The 16,210-nt window shown below is 75.8% G+C and carries 16 protein-coding genes and 1 pseudogene; 9 read left to right on the forward strand and 8 right to left on the reverse strand.

Going from position 1 to position 16,210, the window contains the following annotated elements; genetic code table 11:
* Nucleotides 1-560: 560 nt before the first annotated feature.
* A complete protein-coding gene (locus tag AB0B76_RS37700) occupies nucleotides 561-830 on the forward strand; it encodes a hypothetical protein (RefSeq protein WP_360384653.1) in 270 nt (89 codons plus the stop codon).
* 99 nt (nucleotides 831-929) lie between these two features.
* On the opposite strand, the gene AB0B76_RS37705 is transcribed toward AB0B76_RS37700, so the two are convergent.
* Nucleotides 930-2,195: an FtsX-like permease family protein gene (locus AB0B76_RS37705; RefSeq protein ID WP_360384655.1), complete on the reverse strand. Its 1,266-nt coding sequence runs from the start codon at nucleotides 2,193-2,195 to the stop codon at nucleotides 930-932.
* A gap of 422 nt (nucleotides 2,196-2,617) precedes the next feature.
* On the opposite strand from AB0B76_RS37705, the gene AB0B76_RS37710 reads away from it, so the two are divergent.
* Nucleotides 2,618-3,136 (forward strand): hypothetical protein, encoded by a 519-nt coding sequence (locus tag AB0B76_RS37710; protein WP_360384657.1) that lies wholly within the window; start codon nucleotides 2,618-2,620, stop codon nucleotides 3,134-3,136.
* A 78-nt stretch (nucleotides 3,137-3,214) separates the two neighbouring features.
* Complete coding sequence (locus AB0B76_RS37715) at nucleotides 3,215-3,778, forward strand: hypothetical protein (RefSeq protein WP_360384659.1); 564 nt, start codon at nucleotides 3,215-3,217, stop codon at nucleotides 3,776-3,778.
* A gap of 50 nt (nucleotides 3,779-3,828) precedes the next feature.
* Here the strand turns inward: AB0B76_RS37715 and AB0B76_RS37720 are convergent, their stop codons facing one another.
* A complete protein-coding gene (locus AB0B76_RS37720; RefSeq protein WP_360384661.1) occupies nucleotides 3,829-4,695 on the reverse strand; it encodes an RNA polymerase sigma-70 factor in 867 nt (288 codons plus the stop codon).
* Nucleotides 4,696-4,832: 137 nt separating this feature from the next.
* On the opposite strand from AB0B76_RS37720, the gene AB0B76_RS37725 reads away from it, so the two are divergent.
* Entirely contained in the window at nucleotides 4,833-5,306 is a 474-nt protein-coding gene (locus AB0B76_RS37725) for a carboxymuconolactone decarboxylase family protein (RefSeq protein ID WP_360384663.1), read from the forward strand.
* Nucleotides 5,307-5,325: 19 nt separating this feature from the next.
* On the opposite strand, the gene AB0B76_RS37730 is transcribed toward AB0B76_RS37725, so the two are convergent.
* Nucleotides 5,326-5,751, reverse strand: a complete 426-nt coding sequence (locus AB0B76_RS37730) for a MarR family transcriptional regulator (RefSeq protein WP_360384664.1) — start codon at nucleotides 5,749-5,751, stop codon at nucleotides 5,326-5,328.
* Nucleotides 5,752-5,835: 84 nt separating this feature from the next.
* On the opposite strand from AB0B76_RS37730, the gene AB0B76_RS37735 reads away from it, so the two are divergent.
* A complete protein-coding gene (locus tag AB0B76_RS37735) occupies nucleotides 5,836-6,675 on the forward strand; it encodes an NAD(P)H-binding protein (protein ID WP_360384666.1) in 840 nt (279 codons plus the stop codon).
* Here the strand turns inward: AB0B76_RS37735 and AB0B76_RS37740 are convergent.
* Nucleotides 6,672-7,538 (reverse strand): aldo/keto reductase family oxidoreductase, encoded by an 867-nt coding sequence (locus tag AB0B76_RS37740; protein WP_360384668.1) that lies wholly within the window; start codon nucleotides 7,536-7,538, stop codon nucleotides 6,672-6,674. The genes AB0B76_RS37735 and AB0B76_RS37740 overlap by 4 nt on opposite strands.
* A 66-nt stretch (nucleotides 7,539-7,604) precedes the next feature.
* On the opposite strand from AB0B76_RS37740, the gene AB0B76_RS37745 reads away from it, so the two are divergent.
* On the forward strand, nucleotides 7,605-7,979 hold the full coding sequence (locus tag AB0B76_RS37745) for a helix-turn-helix domain-containing protein (protein WP_360384670.1): 375 nt from the start codon (nucleotides 7,605-7,607) through the stop codon (nucleotides 7,977-7,979).
* 41 nt (nucleotides 7,980-8,020) lie between these two features.
* Here the strand turns inward: AB0B76_RS37745 and AB0B76_RS37750 are convergent.
* Nucleotides 8,021-8,290 (reverse strand): annotated as a pseudogene (locus AB0B76_RS37750) (helix-turn-helix transcriptional regulator); the annotation flags it as partial.
* Between the two features lie 313 nt (nucleotides 8,291-8,603).
* Here AB0B76_RS37750 and AB0B76_RS37755 point away from each other — a divergent pair.
* Nucleotides 8,604-9,884 (forward strand): MMPL family transporter, encoded by a 1,281-nt coding sequence (locus AB0B76_RS37755; protein ID WP_360384672.1) that lies wholly within the window; start codon nucleotides 8,604-8,606, stop codon nucleotides 9,882-9,884.
* Here the strand turns inward: AB0B76_RS37755 and AB0B76_RS37760 are convergent.
* Complete coding sequence (locus tag AB0B76_RS37760; RefSeq protein WP_360384674.1) at nucleotides 9,875-13,006, reverse strand: PH domain-containing protein; 3,132 nt, start codon at nucleotides 13,004-13,006, stop codon at nucleotides 9,875-9,877. The genes AB0B76_RS37755 and AB0B76_RS37760 overlap by 10 nt on opposite strands.
* 94 nt (nucleotides 13,007-13,100) lie before the next feature.
* Between AB0B76_RS37760 and AB0B76_RS37765 the strand changes: the two genes are divergently transcribed.
* A complete protein-coding gene (locus tag AB0B76_RS37765; RefSeq protein ID WP_360384676.1) occupies nucleotides 13,101-14,273 on the forward strand; it encodes a serine hydrolase domain-containing protein in 1,173 nt (390 codons plus the stop codon).
* On the opposite strand, the gene AB0B76_RS37770 is transcribed toward AB0B76_RS37765, so the two are convergent.
* Nucleotides 14,266-15,099 carry a M15 family metallopeptidase gene (locus AB0B76_RS37770; protein ID WP_360384678.1) on the reverse strand — a complete coding sequence of 278 codons (834 nt, stop codon included), beginning with the start codon at nucleotides 15,097-15,099 and terminating at the stop codon, nucleotides 14,266-14,268. The two genes, AB0B76_RS37765 and AB0B76_RS37770, sit on opposite strands and share 8 nt — an antisense overlap.
* 98 nt (nucleotides 15,100-15,197) lie before the next feature.
* Here AB0B76_RS37770 and AB0B76_RS37775 point away from each other — a divergent pair, with 98 nt between their 5' ends.
* Nucleotides 15,198-15,764 (forward strand): hypothetical protein, encoded by a 567-nt coding sequence (locus tag AB0B76_RS37775; protein WP_360384680.1) that lies wholly within the window; start codon nucleotides 15,198-15,200, stop codon nucleotides 15,762-15,764.
* Between the two features lie 85 nt (nucleotides 15,765-15,849).
* Here the strand turns inward: AB0B76_RS37775 and AB0B76_RS37780 are convergent, their stop codons facing one another.
* Entirely contained in the window at nucleotides 15,850-16,164 is a 315-nt protein-coding gene (locus tag AB0B76_RS37780; protein WP_360384682.1) for a helix-turn-helix transcriptional regulator, read from the reverse strand.
* Nucleotides 16,165-16,210: the final 46 nt, after the last annotated feature.

Below are 16,210 nucleotides of genomic sequence, written 5' to 3' on the forward strand. Positions count from 1 at the left end.
CCACCGCGACGACGAGCACGGTGAGCAGGCGCCGGCCGGCCGGCTGGCGGGCCAGGCGCAGCGCGGAGAGCGCGGTGACCGGGCGGCCGCGGTGCAGGGCGGCCGCGGCGGCGCGGGCGGCGAGGACGGGCACGACCCGCGCCGCGAGCAGGGCCACGGCCAGCATCAGCAGCGCCGGGGCGAGGGGCGCCACGCCGTAGACGCTGTCGCCCGACGTGTGGAAGTGCACGACGGCCACGACGGCGAGCAGCCCGCGGGTACGCGTCGAACGTCTGCAGCTCCGACGGGCGCTCGAACCCGTCGAAGGTGCGCCGGTCGACGAAGACGGCGGTGTCGGTGCCGGCCCGGCCCCAGTAGGGGGCGGCGACGGGGCGCACGATGCCGACGACGGTCAGGTACCCGGGCCGGCCCGCCGGGACGAACTGGCTCGTGGACGAGGTGTAGGCGGATGCGGTAAGCGACAGCGGGTCGCCGAGCCGGACCCCGATCCGGCGCGCGGTCTCGTCGGTGACGACGGCGTCGCCCAGGCTCATCAGGCACCGTCCTTCCCGGACGGTCACGTGTTCGCAGATGTCATCGCGGTACGTCACCTGCCGTGTCCCGTCCAGGAACACCTCGGGCCGGTCGGCCGGCTGCGCGACGAACGACGCCGAGAAGACGCGCGTGTATCCGGGGGCGTCGAGCAACCGGGCGCCGCCGCGCTGGAAGCGGTCGTCCATCTTCCGCTGTTGTCCGGCTCGACGGTCGCCGTGACGAGCATGCTGCGCTCCTCGGGCCGGGCCCCGGCGACCTCGTCGGCGACGATGCCGTCCTCGGTACGGGCCAGGTAGGCCGGAGCGAGCGCGACGCCCCCGAGGCGAGGGCCGCGAGCAGGAACAGCGCCACGGCCGGGCGCCACCGGGCGCGCAGCATCGCGAGGGTCAGCGCGATCATCGCGGCCCTCCGGTGCGGCCCGAACCGAGCGCGGCCGCGGTGAAGCCGACCGTCGCGGCGGCGAGGGCGACCAGCAGTGCCGGTACCGTCACCGCGGGCTCGTCCACGGCCCACCCGTCGGTGAAGGGCCGCACCGGCGAGCGGAGCAGCCACCGGGCCGCCGCCGCGGCGACGAGCCCGATCGCCAGGGCCAGCGCCACGGGGGCCAGGGCCGACCAGCGGGCCGCCGCCCGCAGTGCGCGCGCGGGCACACCCTGCCGGCGCAGCACCCCGACCTCGGCCTGCCGCTCGCGCCGCTGCACGGCCGCCACGACGGTGAGCGCCGCGCTCGCCAGCAGCAGCATCAGGACCGCGGCGAGCAGGTGGAAGCGCAGGGCGGCGGCGGGGCCGAGCCGGGCCAGGCGGTCCCGGTCGGCCGCGACCGAGTCGCCGCCGATGACGGTGAGGCCGGCCGCGGTGAGCCGGTCGACGAGCCCGGGCGGAGCGCCGGCGGCGAGCCACACCTGGTCGACGTCGGTGGCGGACGGCGGGCCGGCGAGCCGGTCGGCGGACTCGAGGTCGACCAGGATCACCCCGCCGGACCGGGCCGGGAGCGCGTCGGCCGTTTCCGCCCGGACCGGCACCGGCGCGCCGCCCAGGGCGAGCTCGGCAGTGCCGCTCCGGTCCGGGTCGCGCACGGCGCCCGGGGTGGCGAGCAGCGGCAGCGGCAGCGGCGCGTCGATGGCGTAGATGTGCCGGTCGGCCGGTTCGCCGTCCGGGGTCGCGACCGCGGCCAGCCGCATCCGCCCGTCGCCGCGCAGCCGCTGAACCCCCGTGACCGCGTCGCCGGCGGCGGCGCGCCACCGGGCCGGATCGGCGAACCCGGCCCCGTCGACGACCACCCGCCCGCCGGCCCGCAGCTCCAGCAGGTCCAGGGTCGCGCCCGGGTCGCCGCGCAGGTCGAGCGCGACGAGCCGGCAGCCGTCCGCACAGACCGGAACCTCCGCACGGTACTCGCCGTCGCCGCCGATCGCCCCGAAGTCCGCGTGCACGACGTCGCCGGTGCCGGTCACCGCCAGCGTCATGCCCAGCGCCACCGGGCCGCCGCCCGCGGCCCGCAGCGCCAGCGTCGTGCCGGTCACCGCGACCGGGGCCGGGGCGGGCGGGTGCAGCCGGGCGATCGCGGGGCCGGGGTCGGCCGCGGCGACCGCGCGCAGCCGGGGCGAGTCGACGGCGAGGATGCGCGGGCCGGGGCCGGACGCGTTCGACACGACGACGGCCATCGCGGCGCGGCCCTGCGGGTCGGCGGCGCACGGCCTGCCGCAGCCGCTGCCGGGGTACCGCCGCCACCGCCAGCACCCGATCGGCCCCGATCTCGGCCTCGGCCCGGTGCAGGCGCGCGGCGTCGGCCCGCGCCCAGTCCTGCGCGGCGACCCCGCACACGCAGGCGGCCGCGGCGAGCGCCGGCACGATCCGGTACGCCGACGTGCGCCGCGCCAGGAACAGCGCGGTGAGTCCGGGCGTGAGGCGGCCCCGGGCGAGGGCGGCGCGCCCCGCGGCGACGGCGGGCGGGAGCAGCAGCCGGGTCAGCAGGACGGCGCCCGCCGTCGCGAACAGGACCGGGGTGAGCAGTTCGAGGCCGAACCCGTCCACCGGCGCCTCGCCGGTCACCGCGGACTGGTAGCCGGCCGCGACGGCCAGCGCGATGACGGTGCAGTCGAGCGCGGCGGCGGCCAGCGCGGCCCGGCGCGGCGGCGCGGACTGCAGCAGCCGCTGGACCGGGGCCCGGCTCAGCCGCCAGTCGGCCGCGGCGATGAGCACGAGCGCGCCGGCGCCCACGACGACCGCGGCGGCGGTGGAGATCGCCAGGGTGGCCCCCGCGCCGAGGATCGCCGGCAGGGCGCTCTGGCGCGACGGGGCGAGCATGACCCGCCAGCGCCGCGCGCCGCGCAGCGCGAGCCGGGCCGCGTCGGCGCGCCGCGACTCGGCCGCGTACCAGGCGCCGACCCCGATCGCGATCCACCCGACGGCGACGAGCTGGACGGCGGCCACGACGATGCCGTGCGTGACCGCGTACCGCTCCTCGGCGATCGCCTTGCTCAGCGCCGGCGCGCCCGTGCTGACCTCGAGCGCGTCGCGGGCGAGCCGGGCCTGCGCGGCGGTGGTCCGGTCGTCGCCGCTGAGGAACACCTCGGCGGCCAGCAGCAGGTCGTACGTCGCGTAGGCGGGCACCCCGGCCGCCGCGATCGTGCCGAGCGTCGTGAACGCGGCGTCGCCCGGCGGTTCGGATGCGCCTGTCCTCGTGAGCGCGGCGGAGGCCGGTGGCTCGAACGTGCCGACGACGGTCAGCGTGAGCGGCTCCCGGCCGACGCCGTTGAAGTGCCGCAGGCTCGTGCCCACGCCCGCCCGCAGCCGCCGGGCCAGCGCCGCCGGGAGCGCGACCTCGCCGGTCCGGGCCGGGCAGGCCCCGGTGAGGGCGAGGCCGGCGCACGCGTCGTCGCGGTACCGCAGCTCGGCCACGATCCGGTTCCCGTCGGCCGCCTCGAGCGTGCCCGGCAGCTGTACCCCGGCCGCCGCCCGCTCCACCGGCAGCGCCAGAGCCGACTCGGCGGTCGCGCGGAAGCGGCTCAACGCCTGGCCGGGGTCGGCGCCCAGCGCGATCCCGCCGCGCACGGCGACCGTGCGCCGGGCGGGCGGGGCGGCGTCGATGAGCGCCCGGGCCGCGCGGCCGGCGTCGCGCTCGGCGAGCCGGCTCGCGGCCCCCAGCCCGGCAACGGTGAGCGCGACGAGCAACGCCATGACGACGGCGGGCCCCCGGCGGGCCCGGATGGCACTGAGGACGACGGCCAGCACCCGGCGACCCTAACCGCCGCGCAGCGCCCGCGTGGGACCGCTCCCACGACGTGGATGGAGCGGTCAGCGGCTCAGCTGACGCTCCTGCTCGATCCGCGACAGCTTCCCGGGACTGCGGACGGCGTAGAGCCCGCTCACGAGGCCGTCGTCGATGTGCAGCGCGATGACCGTGTCGACCTCGCCGTCGAGCCGCACGATCAGGGCCGGGCCGGCGTTCACCTGGGCCGTACGCAACGACGCGGTACCGGCGATCCGCCCCAGGACGGCGGCGACCAGGCCGGCGCCCACGACCGGCGCCAGCGCGGCCGGCTTGACGCCTCCACCGTCCGTCAGGAGTACGACATCCGGCGCGAGGACGTCGAGCAGGCGCTGCAGATCGCCCGTCTCGACCGCCCGGCGAAACGCCTCGAGGGCGGCATTGCTCTCGTCCGCGGACACGTCGCCGCGCGGCCGGCGCGCGGCCACGTGCGCCCGGGCGCGGTGCGCGATCTGCCGGACCGCGGCCGGGTTCTTGTCGACGGCCCCGGCGATCTCGTCGTACTCGAGGCCGAACACCTCCCGCAGGACGAAGACCGCCCGCTCGGTCGGGTTCAGGGTCTCCAGCACCAGCAGCATCGCCATCGAGACGCTGTCGGCCAGCTCGACGTCCTCGGCCACGTCGGGCGCGGTCAGCAGCGGCTCGGGCAGCCAGGGCCCGACGTAGGACTCCCGGCGGCGGCTGAGCGTGCGCAGCCGGCCCAGCGCCTGACGTGTCGTGATCTGCACCAGGTACGCCCGCTGGTCCCGCACCGTGTCGAGGTCGACGTCGACCCAGCGCAGCCAGGTCTCCTGGAGCGCGTCCTCGGCGTCGGCGACCGACCCCAGCATCTCGTACGCGACGGTGAACAGCAGGTTGCGGTGGGCGAGGAACGCCTCGGTGGCCGGGTCCATACCCACACGATGCCGGTCACCGCCGCCCTGTGACACCACCGGTGCGTGGCGCGGGCCACACTGCCGCACCGTCACAGGGGTCGCGCCGCCGGCATCTTCATGTCCGACCGAACACCAACGACCGGTGAGGACAGCCCATGGAACCCCGCTTCGACCTGATGACCAACGAGCTCGGCGCGAAGATCGGCAAGCGCTTCTCCAACGTCAGCCTGGCCATCCTGCAGTCGCCGCTGCCCCGCGACGTGCAGGACCTGGTGATGTTGCGCGCGAGCCAGATCAACGGCTGCGGCTTCTGCGTCGACTACCACACCAAGGACGCCGCACACGCCGGCGAGACGCCGGTGCGGATCAACCTCGTCGCCGCCTGGCGCCACTCGACCGTCTTCACCGAGGCCGAGCGGGCCGCGCTCGCGCTCGCGGAGGAGGGCACGAGGCTGGCCGACGCCCACGAGGGCGTCTCCGACGGCACCTGGGCGCAGGTGCGCAAGCACTACGACGACGACCAGATCGCCGCGCTCGTCTACCTGGTCGCCATGATCAACGCGGCCAACCGCCTCGGCGTGATCGTGAACAACCCGGGCGGCTCCTACGAACCCGGCATGTTCGGCTGACCCGAGCGGCGGATCGCCGTCAGTCGCCGGCGAGGGCGCGCGCCGCGGCGTGGACCTTGGCCAGGGCGGCGATCAGGTCGCGGCGCTCGTCGGCGGTGAGGTCCGCGGTGATCTGCTCGTCGACCCAGCGGCGCTCGGCCTCGACCGGCTCCCGCAGGGCCCGGCCGGCGTCGGTGAGCCAGAGCCGGACCAGGCGGCTGTCGCGCTCGTCGCCGCGCTTGGCGATCCAGCCGGCCTCGACCATGCGGCCGGCCATCTTCACCACGGCGGGGGTCGTCACGCCGACGGCGGTGGCGATCTCCCCCGGGGTGCGGCCGTCGCGCTCCCACAGCTCGGCGAGCAGGCGGTCCTGCCCCAGGTGCAGGCCGTGGCGCTGGAGGCGGGCCTCGGTCAGCGCCCGCACCTGCTTCGACGTGCGGCCGTGCAGGTCCAGAAAGTCCGGCATCCCGCCCCCTCGTTGACGAACAGATCGTTAACCGGTTAGCGTTCGTGATCCGAAGTCATTAACCGGTACACGAACAGGAGTCCCATGCTACTGATCACCGGCGCCACCGGGAACGTCGGCCGCGAGCTGGCCGCGATCGTCGGGCCCTGCCGCGCCCTCGTGCGCGATCCCGCCCGCGCCGCGGCCCTCCCCCGGACCGCCGAGGTCGTCGTCGCCGACCTGGACCGGCCCGGGACGCTGCCGGCGGCGTTCGCCGGCGCGTCCGCGCTGTTCCTGGTGACGCCGGGCATCGGCCGGCAGCACACCGAGCACGCCGTGGCCGCGGCGCGCGCGGCCGGCGTCGGGCGCATCGTGCACCTGTCGTCGTTCAACGTCCTCGGCGACCCGATGCCGGCCATGGGCCGGTGGCACCACGAGCGGGAGGAGCTCATCCGCGGCTGCGGCATACCGGCGACGTTCCTGCGCCCCGGCGGCTTCATGACCAACGCGCTGGACTGGCGGGGGACGATCCGGGACGAGGGCTGCGTGCTCGACCCGACCGGGCCGGGCCGGTACGCCCCGATCGACCCGGCCGACATCGCCGCCGTGGCCGCCCTGGCCCTGACCGAGGACGGGCACGCCGGCGCCGAGTACGTGCTCACCGGGGAGGAGACGTTCACCGTCGCCGAGCAGGTCCGCGTGCTCGGCGCCGCGCTCGGCCGCGACCTCGCGGTGCGTACCGCGGCCACCCCGGCCGAGGCGGTGCGGGCCCGCTTCCCGAACGGCGCCCCACCGGCCCTGGCCGAGGCGATCCTGGAGGGCTTCACGCTCATGCGCGCGGACACCCAGGGGCTGCGCACCGACACCGTACGGCGGCTGCTCGGCCGGGCCCCGGGAACCTTCGCGGACTGGTGCGAGCGCAACGCGTACCGATTCCGGAACTAACCTCCGATCTTGTCCAGCTCGGCGCGGTCGTCGTCGGAGAGCGACAGTCCGGCGCCCGCGGCGTTCTCGCGCAGGTGGGCCACGGACGACGTACCGGGGATCAGCAGGATGTTCGGCGAGCGCCGCAGCAGCCAGGCCAGCGCCACGGCCATCGGGGTCGCCTCCAGCCGCGCGGCCACGGCCGACAGCGCCGAGGACTGCAGCGGGCTGAACCCGCCGAGCGGGAAGAACGGCACGTAGGCGACGCCCTGGCCGGCGAGCGCGTCGACCAGGGCGTCGTCGTGGCGGTACGCGAGGTTGTACATGTTCTGCACACACACGATCGGCGCGATCGCCTGCGCCTCGGCGACCTGCTCCGGCGTCGCGTTGCTCAGGCCGAGGTGGCGGATCAGGCCCTGCCCCTGCAGCTCGGCGAGCGTCCCGAACGCCTCGGCGAGCGACCCGGCCTGGGGCCCCTCGGCGTTGCCGAGCCGGAGGTTGACCAGGTCCAGTGCCTCGAGACCGAGGTTGTCGAGGTTGGCGTGCACGGCCCGGCGCAGGCTCCGCGGGTCACGGGCCGGGGGCCAGCCGCCCTGCGGGTCGCGGTTCGCGCCGACCTTCGTCACGATGTGCAGCTCGCCGGGGTACGGGTGCAGCGCCTCCCGGATCAGCCGGTTCGTGATGTGCGGCCCGTAGGCGTCGGACGTGTCGATGTGGGTGATGCCGAGCTCGACGGCGGCCCGGAGGACGGCGAGCGCCCCGTCGTGGTCGGCCGGCGGCCCCATGACCCAGGGGCCGGCGAGCTGCATGGCACCGTAGCCGAACCGGGTCACGGTCAGGTCGCCCAGGGTCCAGGTGCCGCCGGGAAGTGCAGTCGTTTCCATGCCGCAACTCTTGAGGAGTAGCTTCCTATTGGGAAGAAGGCACCTCAAAGTTCGTAAGGAACCCAGATGGAGTACGACGCTTTCCTGGCGCAGTGCCCGAGCCGCCAGCTGCTCGACCGGATCGCGAACAAGTGGGTCACGCTGGTCCTGGCCGCCCTGCGCGACTGCGACGGCGAACCGCGACCGCTGCGGTACTCGGAGCTGGCGCGCCGCCTCGACGGCGTCAGCCAGAAGATGCTGACCCAGACGCTGCGCGCCCTGGAGCGCGACGGCCTGGTCACGCGGACCGTGGTGGCGACCGTGCCGGTGACGGTGTCGTACGAGCTGACCGGCCTCGGCCACTCGCTGCACGACACGATCCGCGGCCTGAAGGCCTGGGCCGAGACGCACATGGACGACGTGCACGCCCACCGCGAGACCTACGACGGCCGCGTCGCCTGAAGGCTCCCCGCACCCGGCGCGCCGGGGCGCCGTGGCGGCCCTCAGGGCAGCCGGTCGCCCGCCTGGACCAGGCCCCTCTGGTACGCCAGCACCACCAGCTGCGCCCGGTCCCGCACGCCGAGCTTCGTCATCGCCCGGTTCACATGGGTCTTCGCGGTCAGCGGCGACAGGAACAGCCGGGCCGCCACCTCCTCGTTCGACAGCCCGTGCGCGGCCAGCACCATGATCTCCCGCTCGCGGTCGGTGAGCGCCGCGGCCAGCGCGACCAGCAGCGCCGGGACCGGCCACCGCCGCCGCGCGAGCACCGTGGCGACGCTCACCCCGGCGATCGCGACGGCCCGCCAGGCACCGAAGGGCCACTCGACCTGCACCGCAATGGCACCGAGCCCGGCGGCCAGCAGCCCGTCGAGCAGCAGCGGCCGGCCGGACGCGAGTGGTTGCACCCTCCCGACGGTAGGCGAGCCGGGGGCCGCATGCCGTCGTACCCGCGCAGTACCCCGGCCGCCGCGCGATTACTGCGTTCGTGGTAGCCGCGGCCTGCGCCCGGACGACGATCTTCGCCCCGATCCCGCCGATCGTGGACTGGTACCCGTGGCCAACCGACGATCACCCGAAGGACTTCCCGTGGCGACCTTGTTGTACCGGCTCGGCCGGTTCTCGTTCCGCCGGCGCCGCCTGGTGGCGCTGCTGTGGCTGGCCGTGCTCGTCGCGTTCGGCGTCGGGGCGGCCAAGCTCTCCGGCCCGCTGGGCGACACGCTGTCGATCCCGGGCACCGAGTCGTCGCGCGCGATGCAGGTCATCGAGGCAAAGATGGGCGGCGGCGGTACCGGCGACAGCGCCTCCGCGAAGGTCGTGTTCACCGCCTCGGGGGCCACGAAGCTCACCGACCCGGCGCAGCAGGCCGCGGTCGAGCGGGCCGTCGCTGCGCTGGCCAAGGCGCCGCAGGTCGCCCAGGTCGCGGACCCGTTCCAGGCGAAGACCGTCGCCCCGGACGCGCGCACGTTCGTGCTCGCCATCACCTTCGGCGCCCTCGTCGCCGCCGGCCTGCCGCTGCTGACCGCGCTGCTCGGCGTCGGCGTCGGCATGCTCGGCATCCAGATCGCCACCGGCTTCTTCGACCTCAACGACTCCACCTCGGCGCTGGCGACCATGCTCGGCCTCGCCGTCGGCATCGACTACGCGCTGTTCGTCGTGTCCCGGTACCGCCACGAGCTCGCCGCCGGCCGCGAATCCGAGGAGGCCGCCGGCCGCGCCGCCGGTACCGCCGGCTCCGCGGTCGTCTTCGCCGGTCTCACGGTCATCATCGCCCTCGTCTCGCTGTCCGTCGCCGGCATCCCGTTCCTCACGTCCATGGGCATCGCCGCCGCGGGTACCGTCGCCGCCGCCGTGCTCATCACGCTGTCGCTGCTGCCCGCCCTGCTCGGCTTCGCCGGCCGGCGCATCCTTCCCCGGCGGCGGCGCTCCGGCATCGCCGGCCACGCGCGGGCCGCGAAGACCCCGTTCGGGGAGCGCTGGGCCCGTCTCGTGCTGCGCCACCGCGTCCCCGCCCTCGTGCTGTCCCTGGGGGTCGCGCTGCTCATCGCGGTACCCGCCATGAGCCTGCGGCTGTCACTGCCGGACGACAGCACCGCCGGCCCGGCCACCACCCAGCGCAAGGCGTACGACCAGCTCGCGGCCGGCTTCGGCCCCGGCTCCCAGGGCCCGCTACTCATCGTCGTGGAGACCGGCGCGGGCCGGGCACAGGCCGCCGCCGCGCAGGTCGGCAAGACCATCGCCGGGCTCGATGACGTCGTCGCGGTCACCCAGCCGGTCGTCAACCCGGCCGCCGACACCGCCATCCTCACCGTCGTACCCGCCAGCGCCCCGGCCGACCCGGCCGGCCGCTCGGAGCCCGCTCACGTATGAACGGGCACGAGGTCGACGATCTCCTTCAGGGCCCGTGCGGGGTCGCGCAGGTGCCGCAGCTCGTACAGTTCGGTGTCCGACCCGTCGCCGAAGCCGATCTCGAGGCGCGCGTAGCCCAGCAGGCGGCCCAGGACCGAGGTCGTGTAGCCGACCTGGTACCGGGTCGGGTCGTGGGCCAGGCTGAGCGTGCCGTAGTCGAGGAGGCCGCCGACCGGGCCGCTGTGTGCGCCGGCATCGGTGATCGCGGCCAGCCGCCACGACGTGGTGTGGCGCCGGAGCAGCCCGGTCGTCACGATCACCCGGCGGTCCGTCACCACGGCGCGGTCGGTCGCGTGCCGGGCGGCCCGGTACGCGACCCACCACACCAGGCTCAGGCCGGCCAGCAGGGTCACCGGCCAGAGCCACCGCTCGGCGACGGTGATCCAGGCGAGTGCGAGCGCGGCGGCGACGCCGGCGGCGAGCGCCCGGACGACCCGGACCGGACGCGGCCGGAGTTCGTGGCGCTCCGCCTCGCCGTCCGGCCGGGGCACGCCGGGCAGGGCGGGCAGAGCGTCGGGCCACTCGAACCCGGCCGCCTCCGGTGGCGCCCCGGCGGCCAGGTCGTCCGGCCATTCGAGCGGTTCCGCGTGCCGGGCAAGGTACCGGCGGGCGCGCGCCGCACCGTCCACGATCAGCACGGCGACGGCACCGGCGATCCGCCACCGGCCCGGACGCCGGCCGAGCGCCCGGGAGCCGGACACGACCAGGTCGACCGTCCGGATCGCCATGTCCCGCCCCACGGCGGCGTCCGGCTCCTCCGGGCGCGGCCACCGGTCGGCCCGCGGGTCGAGGTACTCCCGCGACAGCCCCTGCTGGACCACGCGCACACCGTCCGCCGAGAGCCACTCCGTGCGCCGGGCCGACCTCCGGCGCTCGAGGTAGCGCTCCGCGCGCGAGCCGAGGGCCTCGACGCGCCGGCGGACCGGCTCCAGCCTGCGCAGGAAGGGTTCGTACGGCGCCTCGGCCCCGGCGAGGTGCTCCAGCAGCCGCAGGTGCCGGAACCGGTACACGGCCCCCGACTGACGCAGGACCCCACGGGCATGCGCGTCGGCGAGGAACTCCCCGACGCGCCACGGGACGGTCCCGGTCGCGCCGGCCACGAGCCGCGCCGCGGCGAGCCGCTCATGGGCGGGCGCTCCCGCGCGGCGGCTGCCGAACGCGCGCCGGACGGCGACCAGCGCCGCGCCGATCGCGAGCACGACGACGCCGGCGAGCCAGCCCAGGAACAGCGCCGCCAGCCCGGCGTACAGCACGGTGCGTGTCGCGGCCACCGCGAGGCCGGCGACGCGGTCGGCTCGCAGTGACGCGGCCGGGCTCGGCGCCTCGGTGGCCTCGGCCGGGCCGACCAGGTGGGCCGGGACCGCCGCCACCAGGGCGATCAGCACGCCGATGACCATCAGCTCGAGCAGCCCGGCGGGGTCCCCGGCATCCGGCACCGGGAACATCGCCAGGAACAGCACGATCGCCGCGGCGATCCCCGCGTTCCGGACAATCAGGCCCCACCGCGGCCGGACGATCCGGGGCGACAGCTCGTCCTGCAGAAATCGGCGCCAGCCGACCACCACGGCCAGCCCGGCCGTCCAGGCCACGATCGAGCCGGTGCCGCCGGGCAGCAGCCACAGCGCGGCCTCGCCCGGATGCGGGACGAACAGCTTGACGAACTCGTCCGCCCAGCGCGTGTCGGCCTGGGTGACCTCCCCGAGCGGCGCGCGGCTGACGTGCCGCCCGGCGAACGCCGCGAAGCCGGCCCGGTCGGCGCGGTACGCCCCGGCGAGCCAGGCCAGCCCGAGTGCCGCCGAGGCCGCGAAGAACCAGGTCCGCACCACGCCGAAGGCCCAGACCGGCAGCTCCGCGAAGCCCAGCCGCAGCCGCCACCAGGCGACCTCCTGGGCCGAGTCGCCGTCGCCGTCCCAGAACGTCCACGCGGCCTGGTGGCGCAGCCACGCCTCGGCGCGGTCGGCCCGCCAGCGGCCGGGGCGGCCCTCGGCCGGGCGGTAGACAGCGGGCACGAACTGGCCCAGCAGGTGCGCCTCGAGCGCGGCCGCGTCTCCGACCGCGTTCAGCCGGGCCGGGTCGGTGCCCGGAGCCTCGTACCCGGCGCGGGCCAGCCACAGCATGAGCGGGTTGGTCAGCACGGCCGCGAGGTCGGGATCGGCGGCCAGGCGGTCGAACACCGGCTGCCAGCGCGACGGGCCGGCCCCGGTCGCCTCCCGCAGGTACGCCTCGGCGTCCTCCAGCCCGAGCGGGCACACCGTGACGGTCGCGGCGCCGGCGACCGGGCGGCCGAACACCCGCACGGCCTCCTCGAACTCCTCGACGCGGCAGGTCAGCACGAGCGGATGGTCGGAGCCGTGCGCGTTGAGATCGGCGATCGCCCGCACACGCAGCGGCTCGGGCAGCTCGTCCAGGCCGTCCACGATGGGCAGGATGCCGGCGCCGGCCAGCCAGCGAGCGGCCGACACGGGCTCACCGGCGCCCGCGACCAGGGCGGCCAGCTCGGGGTACACCCGGATCAGCTCGGTCTCGATCCACGACGTGACGCTCTGCTCGCGGCGCCAGGTGACCGCGTCGAGCACGACCGGCACCGGGTCGTCGGCGGCGCGGCGGGCGAGCAGGTCACGGGCGAGCTTCAGGACGAGCACGGTCTTGCCGGCGCCGGCCGGGCCGAGAATCACCAGGCGCCGGCCCGGCAACGCCAGGAACCGGTCGGCGATGTCGGCGTACGAGCCGGCGTGGGCGCCGTCGGCCGAGCGCCAGCGCACCGGCAGCGGCCGCGGGTCGTGCGTGCGGCGCCACCGGTCCTCGCGCGCCAGTTGCCGGCCGAGCGCCGCGGCCAGGTCCGCCCCGGCCCCGGGCAGCTCGTCGCGGCGGATGCGCGCGGTACCCCGCACCCAGCGCAGGGCCCCGGCGAGCAGCGGGTGCAGCAGCGCGACCGCGGCGATCATCAGGGACGCGGCGCTGCCGAACTTGTCGGCCCAGTCCAGCCCGCGCCGCTGCAGCAGCAGCCCGAGGCCGAAGATCGCGCCGGCGGCGACGATCAGGACGGCGGTACCCGTCAGCCGGTGTCGATTCCTCCGTCGCACGCGACCATCTTGGCGTACCCGCGCTGGCAAATCAGGGATCTCGATCGGGGTATCCCTGGATGTCCGTGCGCCGGTGGGCTGTGAGGCTCGGCGCATGACGACGTTGCCCCGCAGAAGCCTGCTCGCCTTCGCCGCGCTCGGCGGTGCCGCCGCCGCCACCGGCCTCGGTACCGCCTCGTGGGCCGCACCCGCGGCCGCGGACCCGCAGTGGTACGCGCCGATCCGCGACGCGCTCGCCGGCCTGCCGGACGGGGCCGCGGGTGCGCCGCCGACGGCCACCGCGGCGCAGGTCCTGGCCACCGGCCCGGCCGGCCGCTGGGAGGGCCGCTCGGGCGTCGCCGACGTCGAATCCGGCCGGCCCGTCCCGCACGGGGCCCGGTTCCGCATCGGCAGCGTCACCAAGACGTTCACGGCCACGGTCGTGCTGCAGCTGGCCGCGCAGGGCCGGCTGCACCTGGACGCGCCGGTCGCCCGGTACCTGCCGGGGCTGCTGCCGGCCGCGTACGCGAACGCGACGGTGCGGCACCTGCTCGACCACCGCACCGGCCTGCCCAGCCCCACCTGGCCGGACGGCGTGGCGTGGCAGGTCGAGCACCGCTTCGACCGGTACACCCCGGAGCAGCTCGTCCGGCTGGCGCTGGCCAACGAGCGCGAGTTCGAGCCGGGCACGCGGCAGCACTACACGAACATGGGCTACATCGTCGCGGCCGTGCTCATCCGGCGGCTCACCGGCCGGTCGTACGCCGAGGAGATCGAGCGCCGCATCGTGCGGCCGATGCATCTGGCGGACACGCTGGTGCCCGGCGACGATCCCGGGATCGCCGGGCCGCACGCCCACGGCTACCAGGTGCTCGACGGCGCGCTGGTCGACGTCACCCGGTGGAACCAGTCGTCGACCCCGGGCGCGGGCGACATGATCTCCAGCCTGCGCGACCTCGACGCGTTCACGCAGGCGCTGTTCCGCGGCAGGTTGCTGCCGCCGGCGCAGCAGCGGGACCTTTTCGCGGTACCGGACGTGCCGGACTGGGAATCCGGCGAGCCGGCCACGTACAGCGCCGGGCTGACGCGGATGGTCATGCTGCCCGACGGCCGGACGGTCTGGGGTAAGTCCGGCGCCCGCTACGGCTACAGCGCCGCGATCGCCGCCACCGCCGACGCCGCGACCCGCCTGGTGTACTCGGTCAACGCGACGGACGCGAAGGCCGAGTCGCAGGCGCCGACCATCCAGCGGCTCATCGCGGCGGGCACGAAGCTGCTCCTCACGTGACCGGGAAGTTGTAGTAGGTGTCCGGGAACGGCTCGCCGTCGAGGGTGTAGTGCCACCACTCCTTCGGATAGTTGATGAAGCCGCCCGCCGACATCAGGCCGGTCAGCAGGGTCCGGTTGGCGCGCTCGGCGGCGGTCACGCCCGTCGCCGCCGTGTGCGCCAGCGGGTCGAAGCAGTCGAAGCCGGTACCCATGTCGATGCTGTTGTCCGGGAACCGCGTGCCGGCCGGAGCGGTGCACGACACCAGCGGGTCATCCGCGCGGAACGGCGGCTGGGTGCGGGCCGGCGTCGCCACCAGCGTCAGGTCGAGCGTGCTGCCCCGGCTGTGCGCGGTGGGGCCGCCGATGTACCCGTCGTCGAACAGCGCGGACTTGTCCTCCCGCGGGTAGAACTCGCCCTTCATGCGCTGGTCGGCGTCGCCGGACCAGGCCACGAAGTCGTCGACGGCCTGCTGCGGGCGGTAGCAGTCGTACACCTTGAGGCTGTACCCGCGCGCCCGGGCGCTCTGCTGCACCCGGTGCAGGGCCTCGGCCGCCTGGCGCGCGAGCAGGCAGCGCGGCCGCAGGTACCCGGTGACGGGCCGGCCGACGAAGTTGTGCGGGGTGGCGTACCGGATGTCGGCCAGGATGCTGTCGTCCACGTCGGCCAGGTCCACGAAGCCGGCCGGCAGCGTGGCCGACGACGGCGTGACGGACGGGCTCGGAGCCGGCGGCGACACCGGAACCGGGGCGGAGGACGGCGACACCGGCGCCGACACCGGCGGGTCCGCCGGGCCCGCGCACGCGGCCAGCAGCAGGCAGGCCATCACGGCGATCAGCAGGCGCATCCGGGGAGTATTCGGCGTACGCGCCGGTCGATGCGGCCCCGGGCACCGCGGAAGCCACCCGGCGGACGTCCGCGCCGCGTGGTGCGAGACTCGGGTCCATGGGATTCTTCGACCAGCGGCCCGAGCCGCCGCCGCCCCCGCCGGAACCGCGCCGCCCCGCTTGGGCCCGGCCCGAGACGGTCCTGCCCGGCGCCGTCGCGGACACGGTGATCCTCGCCCGCACCGGCGACCTCGTGCTCACCCTCGGCGACCTGCAGGCCTACCCGAACGGCTTCCAGCTCGCGGTGACGGCGTACACGCGGGAGCCGCTGCGCCACCGCAGCGCGTTCGGGTCCGGCGGGTTCCTGCGCCGCTTCGGCCCGGGGCCGGTGCCGGAGGACTTCCTGCGCTTCGGGCTGCGCTTCGCCGACGGCAGTGTCGTGACGAACCTCGACCCCGGCCCGTCCGACGAGAGCGATGCCGGGCCGCGGCTGGTGCCGCAGGGCGGGCACGGCGGCCTGCACCGGCACGAGCAGTCGTACTGGGTGTGGCCGCTGCCGCCGCCCGGCCGGCTCGACGTGGTCTGCGAGTGGCCGGCCCGCGGGATCGCCGAGACGACCGCCGAGCTCGACGCCGCCCTCGTCCTGGACGCCGCGAGCCGGGCCACCACACTGTTCGACGACTGAGGCGGGCCTCGCCGCGCCTTCACCCGGTGCCGGTGGTCAGGGCGTCGATCAGGCCGGGAAAACGGGCGTCGAGCTCGTCGCGCCTTCACCCGGTGCCGGTGGTCAGGGCGTCGATCAGGCCGGGAAAACGGGCGTCGAGCTCGTCGCGGCGCAGCTCGATGGTGTGCGTGCGGCCGGCCACGACGGTGCGGGTCAGGCCCGCCTGCCGCAGGGTGCGGAAGTGGTGCGTCATCGTCGACTTGTGCACGCCGAAGTCCCAGTGGGTGCCGCACTTGCCGTGCGCCCGGCCGTCGGCGAGCGTCTGCACGATGCGCAGGCGGATCGGGTCGGCGACGGCCCGCAGCACCTCGACCATCGTCACGTCGGCGATGTCCGGCATCGCGTCGTCCTCCCGGGCCATGCCCCCACCCTACAGTTGGATATCCGTCATACCATCGCCTATGTTG

It is taken from the genome of Dactylosporangium sp. NPDC049140 (genome assembly GCF_040648435.1).